This is a genomic window from Pseudomonas sp. SC3(2021), assembly GCF_019856535.1.
Lineage (GTDB): Bacteria > Pseudomonadota > Gammaproteobacteria > Pseudomonadales > Pseudomonadaceae > Aquipseudomonas > Aquipseudomonas monsensis.
Map to the genome: position 1 here is coordinate 733,510 of NZ_CP082236.1, position 13,266 is coordinate 746,775.

At 60.0% G+C, this 13,266-nt stretch carries 12 protein-coding genes, 1 tRNA gene and 1 pseudogene; 5 read left to right on the forward strand and 9 right to left on the reverse strand.

The window, feature by feature from the left end; translation table 11 throughout:
• Nucleotides 1–7: 7 nt before the first annotated feature.
• Both cra and K5Y35_RS03405 read left to right on the forward strand, forming a co-directional pair.
• Nucleotides 8–1,003: a catabolite repressor/activator gene (gene cra / locus K5Y35_RS03400; protein WP_128615776.1), complete on the forward strand. Its 996-nt coding sequence runs from the start codon at nt 8–10 to the stop codon at nt 1,001–1,003.
• A 3-nt stretch (nt 1,004–1,006) separates the two neighbouring features.
• Nucleotides 1,007–1,783, forward strand: coding sequence for a TatD family hydrolase (locus K5Y35_RS03405; RefSeq protein ID WP_123464559.1), 777 nt, complete (start codon nt 1,007–1,009; stop codon nt 1,781–1,783).
• On the opposite strand, the gene K5Y35_RS03410 is transcribed toward K5Y35_RS03405, so the two are convergent.
• A complete protein-coding gene (locus tag K5Y35_RS03410) occupies nt 1,784–2,173 on the reverse strand; it encodes a hypothetical protein (RefSeq protein ID WP_222833673.1) in 390 nt (129 codons plus the stop codon). It lies immediately after the preceding gene.
• Between the two features lie 48 nt (nt 2,174–2,221).
• Between K5Y35_RS03410 and K5Y35_RS03415 the strand changes: the two genes are divergently transcribed.
• On the forward strand, nt 2,222–2,368 hold the full coding sequence (locus tag K5Y35_RS03415) for a hypothetical protein (protein ID WP_222833674.1): 147 nt from the start codon (nt 2,222–2,224) through the stop codon (nt 2,366–2,368).
• 58 nt (nt 2,369–2,426) lie between these two features.
• Here K5Y35_RS03415 and K5Y35_RS28050 read toward each other — a convergent pair whose 3' ends face one another.
• From K5Y35_RS28050 to K5Y35_RS03435, 5 genes and pseudogenes are all read right to left on the reverse strand, one after another.
• Nucleotides 2,427–3,356 (reverse strand): methyl-accepting chemotaxis protein, encoded by a 930-nt coding sequence (locus K5Y35_RS28050; RefSeq protein WP_410055918.1) that lies wholly within the window; start codon nt 3,354–3,356, stop codon nt 2,427–2,429.
• Nucleotides 3,333–4,424: pseudogene (locus K5Y35_RS28055) on the reverse strand (methyl-accepting chemotaxis protein); the annotation flags it as partial. The gene K5Y35_RS28050 and the pseudogene K5Y35_RS28055, both read right to left, overlap by 24 nt.
• Before the next feature lie 331 nt (nt 4,425–4,755).
• Nucleotides 4,756–5,595, reverse strand: coding sequence for a regulatory signaling modulator protein AmpE (gene ampE / locus K5Y35_RS03425; protein WP_128615779.1), 840 nt, complete (start codon nt 5,593–5,595; stop codon nt 4,756–4,758).
• Nucleotides 5,592–6,152: a 1,6-anhydro-N-acetylmuramyl-L-alanine amidase AmpD gene (ampD, locus tag K5Y35_RS03430; protein WP_123464552.1), complete on the reverse strand. Its 561-nt coding sequence runs from the start codon at nt 6,150–6,152 to the stop codon at nt 5,592–5,594. The genes ampE and ampD overlap by 4 nt, the downstream gene beginning before the upstream one ends.
• A gap of 63 nt (nt 6,153–6,215) precedes the next feature.
• Complete coding sequence (locus tag K5Y35_RS03435) at nt 6,216–8,402, reverse strand: DUF1631 domain-containing protein (RefSeq protein WP_222833675.1); 2,187 nt, start codon at nt 8,400–8,402, stop codon at nt 6,216–6,218.
• A gap of 377 nt (nt 8,403–8,779) precedes the next feature.
• Between K5Y35_RS03435 and nadC the strand changes: the two genes are divergently transcribed.
• Complete coding sequence (gene nadC, locus K5Y35_RS03440; RefSeq protein ID WP_123464548.1) at nt 8,780–9,628, forward strand: carboxylating nicotinate-nucleotide diphosphorylase; 849 nt, start codon at nt 8,780–8,782, stop codon at nt 9,626–9,628.
• Between the two features lie 95 nt (nt 9,629–9,723).
• Here the strand turns inward: nadC and K5Y35_RS03445 are convergent, their stop codons facing one another.
• Nucleotides 9,724–10,023, reverse strand: coding sequence for a DUF6388 family protein (locus K5Y35_RS03445; RefSeq protein WP_122662506.1), 300 nt, complete (start codon nt 10,021–10,023; stop codon nt 9,724–9,726).
• A gap of 276 nt (nt 10,024–10,299) precedes the next feature.
• Here K5Y35_RS03445 and K5Y35_RS03450 point away from each other — a divergent pair, with 276 nt between their 5' ends.
• Complete coding sequence (locus K5Y35_RS03450) at nt 10,300–10,794, forward strand: hypothetical protein (RefSeq protein WP_222833676.1); 495 nt, start codon at nt 10,300–10,302, stop codon at nt 10,792–10,794.
• Nucleotides 10,795–10,800: 6 nt separating this feature from the next.
• Here the strand turns inward: K5Y35_RS03450 and K5Y35_RS03455 are convergent.
• Both K5Y35_RS03455 and pnp read right to left on the reverse strand, forming a co-directional pair.
• Nucleotides 10,801–10,876 (reverse strand) — tRNA-Thr (locus tag K5Y35_RS03455).
• Nucleotides 10,877–11,070: 194 nt separating this feature from the next.
• On the reverse strand, nt 11,071–13,176 hold the full coding sequence (gene pnp, locus K5Y35_RS03460; protein WP_123464544.1) for a polyribonucleotide nucleotidyltransferase: 2,106 nt from the start codon (nt 13,174–13,176) through the stop codon (nt 11,071–11,073).
• Nucleotides 13,177–13,266 lie beyond the last annotated feature (90 nt).

Sequence of the window (13,266 nt, forward strand, 5' to 3'; positions counted from 1 at the left end):
TCCCGGGTTGAAACTCAGTGATATCGCGCGGTTGGCCGGAGTGTCCGTGACCACCGCCAGCTACGTCATCAACGGCAAGGCCGAACAGCAACGCATCAGTCACGCGACCGTCGAGCGGGTGCGGGCGGTGGTCGACCTGCATGGCTTTACACCAAACCCACAAGCGGCCGGGCTGCGCAGCCGGCATACGCGCACGTTGGGGTTTATTCTGCCGGATCTGGAAAACCCCAGTTACGCGCGGATTGCCAAACTGCTGGAACAAGGTGCGCGGGCCCGCGGCTATCAGTTGCTGATCGCCAGCTCCGACGATGCGCCGGACAGCGAGCGCCAGTTGTTGCAACTGTTCCGCGCCCGCCGTTGCGATGCGTTGATCGTCGCCAGTTGTCTGCCGGCCGGTGACGACAGCTACCGCCAGTTGCAGGCCAAGGGCCTGCCGATCATCGCCATCGACCGGGTCATGGAACCGGAGCATTTCTGCTCGGTGATCAGCGACGACCGCGAAGCCAGCCTGCACCTGACCCAGAGCCTGCTCGATCCGCAACCGAAGCAGATCGTCCTGCTCGGCGCCCGCCCCGAGCTGAGCATCAGCCAGGAACGTGCCGCCGGGTTCAAACAGGCCCTGGTCGATTTCAAAGGTGAAGTGCTGGTCGAGCATGCCGAATCCTTCAGCCGCGAATGCGGCAAACAACTGATGGAAGAACTCCTGCAACGTCTGGGGCATCTGCCGGATGCGCTGGTGACCACTTCCTACGTGCTGTTGCAAGGTGTGTTCGACGCGCTGCATGACTTCCCGCTGAAATCACGTCCGCTGCGCCTCGGCACCTTCGGCGATACGCAGTTGCTGGACTTCCTGCCGCTGCCGGTCAACGCCATGGCCCAGCAGCACCAGTTGATCGCCGACAAGGCGCTGGAACTGGCACTGGCCGCCGTCGAGCAAGCCGAATACGAGCCCGGTGTGCAGGCCATTCCCCGTACCTTCAAGCAGCGCATTTTGCGGGACTGAGCCGTGGAGCTGATCGACAGCCACACCCACCTCGACTTCCCCGACTTCGACGCCGATCGCCCGGCTTTGTTGGCGCAAAGCCGCGCCCTCGGCGTGCGGCGCATGGTGGTGCTGGGGGTCTATGAGGGTAATTGGCAACGGGTGTGGGATCTGGTGCAGAGCGATCCTGATTTATACGCGGCGTTTGGTCTGCACCCGGTGTACCTCGATCAGCATCGCCCCGAGGATTTGCAAACGCTGGGCGACTGGCTGGCGCGATGGCGCGGCCACCGCCAGTTGTGCGCAGTGGGCGAGATCGGTCTGGATTACTTCATCGAAACCCTCGACCGCGAGCGGCAACAGGCGTTGTTCGAGGCGCAGTTGCAACTGGCGGTGGATTTCGCGTTGCCGGCGCTGATCCATGTGCGCCGCAGTCATGCCGCGACGATTGCCACACTCAAACGCTTCAAGCTCAAACGCGCCGGGATCATCCACGCCTTCGCCGGCAGCCGTGAAGAGGCGCGCGAATACATCAAACTCGGTTTCAAACTGGGCCTGGGCGGCGCCCCCACCTGGCCGCAAGCGCTGCGCATGCATCGAGTGCTGGCCGAGCTGCCGCTGGAGTCGATCGTGCTGGAAACCGATTCACCGGACATGGCGCCCGTCATGTTCCCCGGCCAGCGCAACAGCCCGGCGCATCTGCCGGCGATCTGCGCGGCGCTCGCTGAACTGATGAACATCAGCCCGCAACAACTGGCCAGCGTCAGCACCGCCAACAGCTGCGAAGTGTTCGGCTGGTAATCAGTCGGCGTGGGCCTTGGCCGCGTCGAGAATCAGCGTCAGATCCTGTCGCTGACGCGCATGACGCACGAACACGAAGTACACAAAAATCGTAATCAGCGAAGCATTCAGTTGCTCGCTGACACTGAGCAGCCCAATCCACTCCATCACCAACGCCACCAGCAACGCGGTGCACACCGTGAGCGAGGCGCTGAAGCGCAACAGCGCCAGCGAATCGAGGGACTTGAAGCGCTTCCTCTGTTGCGGGCAGCGCAGCTCGAGGGTTTTCTGGCAATGCTCGCAGGTGAAGGCTTCATTGATTGCGATCGCGTTGAGTTGCCAGGGCTTGAGCACAAGCGTGGTATGGCAATGAGCACAACGGCCCTGGATTCCCAGGGTTGCGACAGACATGAGCGGGGCGCCTCCTGTTGGCGATCAACGGAGCAAGGATACTGGCTGATGAATGACAAAAAGCCAGCAGCTGGAGGCAAACAGGAATTGGCTTACGACCGTCAGCAAAAAAGGACTACAAAAGATTCAGACAAGACGCTGCCCCTGTGGAGGAGTGAGCCTGCTCGCGATGGCGGTGTGTCAGCAAAATATTGATGAATTGGCACACCGACATCGCGAGCAGGCTCACTCCTACAAGGGATTAGCGTTCTACCTACACACGAAAGGCGCTGATCAGCTGTTTCAGCTCCACCACCTGGGCCGAGAGCGCACGGCTGGCGTCTTCGGTCTGGTGGGCGCCTTGCGCCGTGCGCTCGCCGGCACGGTTGATCTCGACGATGTTCTGGTCTATGTCATGGGCCACCGCAGTCTGTTGCTCTACCGCGGCGGCAATCTGCTGGTTCTGATCGACGATCATGCCCACCGCACCGAGGATGTTTTCCAGCGCCTGCTGGACCTTTTCCGACTGCCCCACGGTGCCGTTGGCCATTTGATGGCTGACCCCCATGGCCTTGACCGCCGCCCCGACGCCGCCGTGCAGCTTGGCGATCATCTGTTCGATTTCTTCGGTCGATTGCTGGGTGCGTTTGGCCAGGGTGCGCACTTCATCGGCGACCACTGCAAAACCACGGCCCTGCTCGCCTGCGCGCGCCGCTTCGATCGCGGCGTTAAGCGCCAGCAGATTGGTCTGTTCGGCGATGCTCTTGATCACCTCCAGCACGCGACTGATCGACTGGCTGTCGCTGGCCAGCTGGTTGATCACCAGCACCGACTGATCAATCTCGCTGGCCAGTGCGGCAATGCTGCCCTGCTGTGACTCGACCAGGCCGCGACCGCTGAGGGTCTCGTCGTTGACGCTGTGCGCACTGCTCACCGCCGCAGCGGCACTGCGCGCCACTTCCATGGACGTGGCCGACATCTGGTTCATCGCCGTCGCCACCTGCTCGATCTGCGTGCGCTGCCCGGCCACTGCCAGATTGCTTTGCGCCGAGACGTTTTCAACCTGCCCGGCCTGGCGCTCGACCTCAGCAACGGTCTGGCCGACGCGCTCGATCAGGTCGTGAATCTTTCTCACTGTGCCATTGAACACTTCGCCCAGCTCACCCAGTTCATCGCGGCTGTTGGCTTTGAAATTGACCGTCATGTCGCCCGCTGCGACCTTGTCCATCATCGCGCCGAGACGTTTGAGCGTGGTGCGGGTCGAGGCGTAGAAGCCGCCGTAAAGGTAGAAAATCAGCACAAACACCAGCGATAGCGCGACAGCCTGCAAGACCATGTGCGTCCGGTTCTGCGTCAGACGCTGCTGCAATTGGGTGTCGAGGTAGTTCAACGTGGCTTCGTTGAGCTGGTAGGTGTTGTCCATCAACGCCGTGACCTGATCATAAAAGGCCTGCCAGGGTGCATCGAGGGTGTCAGCCATCACCACCTGTTCTTCGAACAATTCGCTGGCCTGCTTCAACGTCGCCTTGCTGGTATCGGCCTGCGCACTGAGCGCGGCGCTGGCAGCTTTGCTGGAGCCGAGGGCGTCCTGCAACTTCAGGCCGTACTCGGCCTGGAGCTTCTCGATCTGCACCAGCAATTCATCAAACCGGGTGCTCGAAGAACTGTTGAGAAAGCCCTGCCCCAACGAATACGAGCCCATGGCCCGGCCTTCGCCAAGGGTTTGCGTCACTGTCGGCGTAATCAGGGTGACCAGTTCGCTGAGCTGGCGGATATCGCTTTGGTTATCGCGGCTCAGACCAGCCTGACTGGTGATGATCTGACTGAAAATCTGCGCACTCGCCAGCAGTTTGCCGATCAGCGCACTTTTGCTTTGCAGTGAGTTTTCCGCTTGCTGAGCCTTGAACGCGGCAATCATTTCATCGCGTTTGCCGTCGAACACCTTGATCTGCTCGGGATCGTCGGTCATTGCCGTCAGCCCTTGCAGGCGCGCCAGCACCGCTTGTTCCAGCGTGGTGATCTGCGCTTCGACGTTACCGGCCTTGCCGGACTGGCCAAGGGTGACGTTGATTTGCACCAGATTGTTGAGGGTCTCCAGATCCCGGCGCAGGGTCAGGCTGCTGCCCAGCAGGTCGAGGCTTTGCAGCTCGACGCGGGTACCCTGGAACTCACGATAGGAATCGCGCACCAGATAGAAATTGGTCACCAGCATCGGCACCAGGAACAGCACGCTGATCAGGCTGAACTTCATGCCGAAGCTCAGACGGTTCATCAGCGAGACAGCGGGATAGAGCAAGCTCTTCACTGGAAGTCTCCCTTGGCTTTTCTTGTTTTTATTGGCAGGCGCGGGGCGACAGCAGATAGCCACTATCGAGCGCCATCTCTGTATAGCTCAAATCGAAGGGAGGTTTTGTAACTTAAGGTTAACGGCTACAGCGGCCGACCACCGACCGGTGGCGAGGGGATTTGTCCCCTCTCGGCTGCGCAGCAGTCTTAAAACCAAACACCGCAGACTTTCTGACACACCGCGTGTGCTTGATTTGCGGCCGCTGCGCAGCTGAACGGGGATAAATCCCCGCGCCACACGTGCTTTCACCGAAGGATCAGTGAACCAGCACGGTCCACAAGGCAAACCCGGCATACCACAACACCGCCGCCCGCAGCAGCAGTTCCCACAGGCAATCGAGGGTGTTGATGCCTTCCGGTCCGACCACCGGTGGCGGAATTTCTCCAGCCGCCAGACCGACCTTGTCGATCAGTTGCGCAGCGCTGATGTTCCAGTTCAGCAGTTCGTGCAGCATCACCCGGCTGACGGCGACAAAGTTGCCGACCAACGCCAGACTCGCGGCCAGCAGACGCACCGGCACCCAGTCGAAGGCATGGCGCAATTGCCCGGCGCGCTCGACCAATGCCGGGTTCTGACCATGCGCTTCGGCCAGCGCCAACAAGCGATAGGCCAGCGCCGCCACCGGGCCGAGCAGGAAATACCAGAAGATCACCGCAAAGAAGCTCTGATAGGCCTGCCACAGCAAGTGCCGTTGCACGCTTTCGAGCAATTGCTCGCCGCTGTCGGCGCAGATATTCAGGTCACGTTTGGCGACGTGGGCCGCCGCTTGCAGATCCTCACGGCGCCAGGCGTCGCGAAACGGTCCGAGGCCGCCCAACAGGTCACCGCGTCCGAGGGCATAGATGACCACCAGCAGATGCACCGGCAATGCCAGCAAGCCATACGCCACAGGCTCCAGCACCCACAGCAGCAGACCCAGCAGCGCCACCGGCAACAGCACCAGAATGGTCAGTATCAGCCACGGTTTGTCGGCCAGCCGGGCGCCGGTTTCGAGTTTGTTCAGCTCGCGGATCCATCCGCCATCGCGTTGAATCCGATGACGCAGGGCCGAGAATTTCTCGATCCAGACCGCCAGCAGTAACACCAGAAAACTCATTGTCCTTCCTCTTGTGCCAGGGCCGCGCGGTAACGCGCCCAGTCGAATGCCGGGCCAGGATCGGTCTTGCGCCCGGGTGCAATGTCGCTGTGCCCGCAGATGCGAGCGCCGGTGATCGCCGGAAATGCTGTTTGCAGCTGACGCGTCAGCGTGATCAACGCCTGATACTGCGCCTCGGTAAAGGGCAGATCATCGGTGCCTTCGAGTTCGATGCCCACGGAAAAATCATTACAGGTTTCGCGGCCTTCGAACATCGACACACCCGCATGCCACGCCCGCTCAAGACAGGAGACAAACTGGGTCACCGTGCCGTCACGTTCGATCAGAAAATGCGCGGAGACGCGCAGGTCGGCGATGCCTGCAAAATAGGGATGTTCGGTGACATCCAGACGATTCTGGAAAAATTCCTGCACCTTGCCGGTGGCGAATTGCGCCGGTGGCAGGCTGATGTTATGGATCACCAGCAAGGAAATTTCGCCCGCGGGGCGTTCATTGAAGTTGGGCGATGGGCAGACCTGCACCCCGTGACACCACCCGCTAGCGGGATCCAACTGCATACCGATTCCTTCAACGCCGACTGTGTTGCGCCCAGTATGCCGTGATCGGCACCCGACGTGCGATCACTTGGCGCGATTGAGGCGCCGCAGATTGCCCAGCACCGACTCCAGCGCCCGGTCAAACAGCAAGGTGTCGTCCAGTGCCCGTGCCGCCCCCCGGCGGAACTCAAGGGCCAGCCCGGTGCGGCTGTGTTCGAGGACTTTCATGCCGGTGCGGTCGACAAACACATACTTGCCGGTGGCTTCGATGATTGCGGCAAGCTTGCAGCGCAGGGTGTGCTCTTCATCTTCCTGAAACACGACCCAACTGCCCGGCCGCAGCTGATCGACCTGGCGCACACTGGCGTCGTCGTGGCCCAGACGTAGCGGGCTAAGCGCCATCGTGCCCTCCTCCGCGCCAGGCAGGACGATCTGCTGCGAGACTTCGATCAGCTCCGGCCCTTCGGCCTGAGCGGACTCGCTGGACGGTTCGAGCACTCGCACGTGCAGTGCCTCGAGCTCGCTGAAAAATTCGCTGGTGGCAAACGGGTCGAATGCCGAACGGGTCAAACCGTCACGCAATGACTTGAGCAGACCCGGGACCAGCGCCAGCAAGCGCAGGCCGGCTGCCGCATCGTCATGACGCTGCACACTCCAGATCAGTTGCTCCAGGGTTTGCACATCGGCCTGCCATTCGGCGGAGCGATCGCCATGCTTGAGGCAGGTCAGCAACAACACTTTGCTCCAGGCGTTCTGCGCGAACATGACCACGGTGGGCGGCAGCACCTTGCCCAACAGTGCCTGGTTCAACGCCTGCTCGACTCGCCGCCTGGCGAGCTCGGTCTTCGCCCGGCCCTCTTCGGCATCGCGCAAACGCTGTTCAAGCAATTCGCTGCGCCGGCGTTCATCGCTGGTGAAGGCGAGGAAGTCGGCGAGCAGCTCGGAGAAAATCGCCGGGTCATCGACAAAATCACTCAACAGCCGCTGCACCACTTGTTCGATGCGCAGGTACAGGCTGTCGCGCGCCTCGCCATTGCAATCGCCCCAGCCCATGGCGGCCTCGGCGATTTCATTAAGCAGGCGCCGTGCCGGGTGGCTGCTGCGGCTGAAGAAACTCTTGTCGAGTACCGCAACCTTCAGCATCGGGATCTGCAACCGGGCAATCAATGCCTTCAGCGAGTCCGGCAGGTTGCGATCCTCGAGCATGCAGTCGAAGACCATGGCAATCAGGTTGATCACATCTTCATCGGCGCCGTCCACGACCCGCGACTTGCCGCTTCTGACGCTGACCCGGGTCAGCAGTTGTTCGAGCTGATTGCGCAGATCGAAGTCGTCCTGCGCCGCCAGCGCCGGCACGTACTGTTGCAAGTGCGAGAGCAGCCGCAGCAGGTCGCGGGTGGTAATCGGCTGGGCGGCGGCGCTGGGTTCCAGGGTCGGCGCGACACTGCCGCGCACCTGCACCAACAAGGCCTGCAAGGCGCTGAAGACTTCCTGCACGCCTTCGTCCGCCGGCTGCAGATCATCACTTTCTTCGTCGTGCACACTGGCCACCGCGCGGTCGATTACCCGGCGCGCCGGTGCCGGTTTCAACTGCGGCAAGACGCCGGTGGCGAGCAGCAGCTGATTGGCTTCGGCATACAATTGTTCGGTGTCGGCCAGCACATAGCGTTCGAACAGCTTGAGCAGGATCAGCTTGACCTTGATCTCCACGCCCAGGTTACGTCCGGCCTGCAGAAAGTACTCGCAGAGCATTGCCGGACCGAGCGGGTTGTGTTGATCGTCAAGGGTATTGTCGAGCAGCGCATTGAGGCGCAGGGTCAATTGGTCGAGGGCAAAGCCATCACGCTTGAGCACCCGGCCGACCATGGTTTCGACGGCGACATTGCGTTCCATGTCATCGGTGCGGGGCGCCGAATCTTCGTAGATCAGCGAACCCGACAGCGCGTTGTGCGTGGCGTCGTGTCGGGTCAGGGCGACGAATGCTTCGAAGAATTGTTCGAGAAAACCACGCTCGATGTTTTTGCGCTTGAGGCGCAGGTCGCGCATGGCTTCGAAGAAAATGTTCTGCTCGACGTCGTTGCGCGCCCGATCGGCCATTTCAAACAGCGTGTCGTCAGCGTTATCGAACAGTTCCTGCAAACCGTGGCGCAGTTGCTGGGCAGCCTTGTCGCGAACCTGAAGCAGAATCACAGGCAGGCGGGCGAGCGGCGAGTGATTCGCCTGATCGGTAGTGGCCTTGTACAAAGGCACTACTTTCCCGTCGTTGTGCATCCAAGCCTCCTGAAACGGTGATTCGTTCGATCAAGCAAACGCTGCCCCTGTGGGAGCGAACCTGCTCGCGAGAGCGGTGTGTCAGCCGCTTCAATGTCATTGAAAGAATGCATTCGCGAGCAGGCCCGCTACCACAAGTTCCAATCAGGACGTCAAAGCTATGACGTCAAATGCAAGGCGGATTATCTTGCAAAAGTCGTCCCCGGCGCTATAGCCGTCAGGGTTTCCCCTATGCCTCGCCCCCCTCTCAATGACCACGACTGAACCGGCTTTACTCACAAGAAATCGACCAGATGCAGTCAGGCACGCGAGTTCTCGCCTTGGGTTGGCTCGCGCCATGCCCCTATAATCGAACCACTTTGTTTGTGGAGCCCGTTATGCCGAATCTACGTCTCGCCGATTTGACCGCCGAAATCGAAGCCAACGTGCGCCGTGCGTTGCTCGAAGACATCGGCAGCGGCGACATCACCGCGCAACTGATCCCGGCCGAACGCCTGGCCAAAGCCACCATCATCACGCGCGACGCAGCCGTCATTTGCGGCACGGCGTGGGTCGATGCGGTATTTCGTCAGCTCGATCCGCGCGTCGCGGTGCATTGGCAAGTGGTCGATGGCGAACGGGTCAAGCCCAATCAGCCGTTGTTTCATCTGGAAGGCCCGGCGCGCTCGCTGCTGACCGGTGAGCGCAGCGCATTGAATTTCCTGCAGCTGCTGTCTGGCGTGGCAACACGTGCGCAATACCTGGCAGATTTCGTCGGCGCCACTCAGGTCAAGCTGCTCGACACCCGCAAAACCCTGCCAGGCCTGCGTCTGGCGCAGAAATACGCGGTAACCTGCGGCGGTTGCCACAACCACCGCATCGGCCTGTACGACGCGTTCCTGATCAAGGAAAACCACATCGCCGCCAGCGGTGGCATCCCGCAGGCCATTAGCGCGGCCCACAAGATTGCCCCGGGCAAGCCGGTGGAAATCGAAGTGGAAAGCCTGGATGAATTGAAGGAAGCGCTGGCCGCCGGCGCCGACATCATCATGCTGGATGAGCTGAGCCTGGACGACATGCGCGAAGCCGTGCGCCTGAACGGCGGCAAGGCGAAACTCGAAGCCAGCGGCGGCATCAACGAAAGCACGTTGCTGCCGATCGCCGAAACCGGGGTGGATTACATCTCGATCGGCGCGATGACCAAGGATGTCAAAGCGGTGGATCTGTCGATGCGCCTGAGCCTTTAACAGCAACGGCAAGTTTCAAGCTACAAGCTGCAAGCCACAGCGCTTTTGCTTTGACTTGCAGCTTGCCGCTTGCCGCTTGAAACTCATAGCTGCTTTTATACGACGAGATTGTTCATCTCGCAGTACTCGTCCCACTCGACACCCAACACTTCAGCCGCCTCTTTGTGCAGCACGAGGCGCTGTGCCTCGAACTCTTCCGGCGTGCTCGTGTACTTGAGCGTCAGCTCCCACGGCTGCAACCCCTGGGCTTCGGCTTCGTCTTCGAATGCCCACTGGATCTGGTCCTTCTGATCATCGGGACTCAGGTCCTTGATCTCTTCTTTCAGGTCCGGGACGTCCAGAATGTATTTTTCCAGCGCTAGTTCGTGACGTTGCTCTTGAGTTAATTCGGTCATGGCGTTCTCGCTGATCGTAAGAATGGAGGATGGATCTGGATCATCAAGGATCTCTCTGACGCGGATTGTCCGGCCTTCGGAACCATTCGGGATCATCTGAAAACTGCTGGGCGATGCTCATGCAGGCACCGAATATAGGACGTTTGCATGACGAATTACACGGCTCTTTACATCTCAGGCGCAAAAAGTTGACTTGCGGAACATAAATCCGCTTTCCAAGTCATAGCGTTGTGCCACTTCGGCACCCACCCTCGCTGTTCACAAGGAAAACCAGTGATGCGCAGCTTTTCGAAGATTTGCTCCATTCTGTCTGCCAGTACCTTGCTCGCCGCCATGTTGCTGCCGGCAAGCGCCATGGCGCTGGAACTGAGCACCAGCAGTTCCTCCTACGGCGACAAAGTTTCATTGATTCACAACGATTACGGCAAAGAGGTTGTCATCAAAAGCGATATCAGCATTGATGAACTGCAAAAGATCCGCGATACCGTCCGTGACCAGTCACGCCAGATTGAAGAACTCAAACGCAGCAGCGGTTCCAGCTCGAGCGCCGGCAGTAAAGAAGTCGACGACCTGAAGAACAAGCTCAAGGAGCAGGATCGCCAACTGGAGACCCTCGGTCGCCAGGTCGAAGACCTCAAGCGCAACAGCGGTTCCAGCTCCAACTCGAACAACAGCGAGATTTCGAGTCTGAAACAGAAGATCAACGATCAGGATCGTGCAATGGACCAGCTCAAACGTACCGTCGAGGACCTGAGCCGCAAAGTGAAATAAGGGAAGTGGTGCCCGAGACAGGAATCGAACCTGCGACCTTCGCGTTACGAGTGCGCTGCTCTACCGGCTGAGCTACACGGGCGGTGGGCTAAACCTAGCACCGGTTTTCACAAAAGCAAAGATCGCAGCATGCTTCGGCTCCTGCGGAATCGGGTTATCACCGCGTTTTTACCAGCGCTGCCGCAGGCTGCGAGCTTTTGATCTTTATGGCAGACAAAAAAATGCCCCGCCGTTTTCACGGCGGGGCATTTTCATTGCGCTAAAGCGAGGGGGTGATTACACGCCCGATGCCTTGGCCGCTGCCACGTCTTTGATGGACAGCTTGATACGGCCGCGGTTGTCCACGTCCAGTACCAGCACTTCCACTTCCTGGCCTTCTTTCAGGATGTCGGTCACTTTCTCTACACGAGCGTCGCTCAGCATGGAGATGTGCACCAGACCGTCCTTGCCTGGCAGGATGTTGACGAATGCGCCGAAGTCGACGATGCGCTCAACTTTACCCACGTAGATCTTGCCGATCTCGGCTTCAGCGGTGATGCCCAGAACGCGCTGACGAGCAGCTTCAGCGGCTTCTTTGGTTTCGCCGAAGATCTTGATCGAACCGTCGTCTTCGATGTCGATCGAAGCCTTGGTTTCTTCGCAGATCGCACGGATGGTCGCGCCACCTTTACCGATAACGTCACGGATCTTGTCGGTGTCGATTTTCATCGCGATCATGGTCGGAGCGTTGGCCGACAGTTCGGTACGCGACTGGCCAATGATCTGGTTCATCTGGCCGAGGATGTTCAGGCGCGCTTCCAGGGCTTGGCCCAGAGCGATTTCCATGATCTCTTCGGTGATGCCCTTGATCTTGATGTCCATCTGCAGCGCGGTGACGCCTTTGGCGGTACCGGCTACCTTGAAGTCCATGTCGCCCAGGTGGTCTTCGTCACCGAGGATGTCGGTCAGGACGGCGAACTTCTCGCCCTCTTTAACCAGACCCATGGCGATACCGGCAACCGGCGCCTTCATCGGCACACCAGCGTCCATCAGGGCCAGGGAAGCGCCGCAAACGGAAGCCATCGAGCTCGAACCGTTGGATTCGGTGATTTCCGACACGACACGAATGGTGTACGGGAACACGTCAGCGGCTGGCAGCATGGCCGAAACCGAACGACGGGCCAGACGGCCGTGACCGATTTCACGACGACCAGCGCCACCCATGCGACCACACTCGCCCACCGAGAACGGAGGGAAGTTGTAGTGCAGCATGAACGGGTCTTTTTTCTCGCCTTCCAGGGTGTCCAGCAGCTGTGCGTCACGGGCGGTGCCCAGGGTCGCGACTACCAGAGCCTGGGTTTCACCACGGGTGAACAGCGCCGAACCGTGAGTCTTCGGCAGAACGCCGACTTCGATGTTCAGCGGACGTACGGTCTTGGTGTCGCGACCGTCGATACGTGGCTTGCCGTTAACGATGTTTTCGCGAACGGTGCGGTATTCGATTTCGCCGAAAGCGGCTTTGACGTCGGCAGCCGAAGGCTGGCCTTCTTCACCGGACAGCTTGGCAACAACCTGATCCTTCAGCTCGCCCAGACGTGCGTAGCGGTCAGCCTTGACGGTGATGGTGTAAGCCTGGGAGATCGCATCGCCGAACTCGGCACGGATAGCGCCCAGCAGTTCGGTGGCTTCTGGCGCCGGAGCCCAGGTCCAGGTTGGCTTGGCAGCTTCAGCGGCCAGTTCCTTGACGGCGTTGATCACCACCTGGAACTCGTCGTGAGCGAACAGTACCGCGCCCAGCATCTGGTCTTCGGTCAGCTCTTTGGCTTCCGATTCAACCATCAGTACGGCGTCGGAGGTACCGGCAACGACCATGTCCAGGCTCGAAGCGGCTTGTTGTTCGTAAGTCGGGTTCAGCAGGTAGCCGGTGCTTTCGTGGAAAGCGACGCGAGCGGCGCCGATCGGGCCGTCAAACGGGATGCCCGAAATAGCCAGGGCAGCCGAAGTACCGATCATCGCAGCGATGTCCGGATCGGTCTTTTTGCTGGTGGAAACGACGGTGCAGACAACCTGCACTTCGTTCATGAAACCTTCCGGGAACAGCGGACGGATCGGACGGTCGATCAGTCGGGAAGTCAGGGTTTCTTTCTCGGAAGGACGGCCTTCACGCTTGAAGAAACCGCCAGGGATCTTACCGGCAGCGTAAGTCTTTTCCTGGTAGTGAACGGACAGAGGGAAGAAGCCCTTGCCCGGATCGGCTTGCTTGGCACCGACGACGGTCACCAATACGCTGACGTCGTCGTCAACGGTGACCAATACTGCGCCGGAGGCCTGACGGGCGATACGGCCAGTCTCGAGGGTAACGGTCGACTGACCGAACTGGAATTTTTTGATTACCGGGTTCACGGTGTCCTACCTTCTTTGTGGCTCTTGGGGGAACTGGTTTCTTGCGAAATTCTTGGGCAATGTCGGGAATCGGCCCAACGCTTGTCCGGG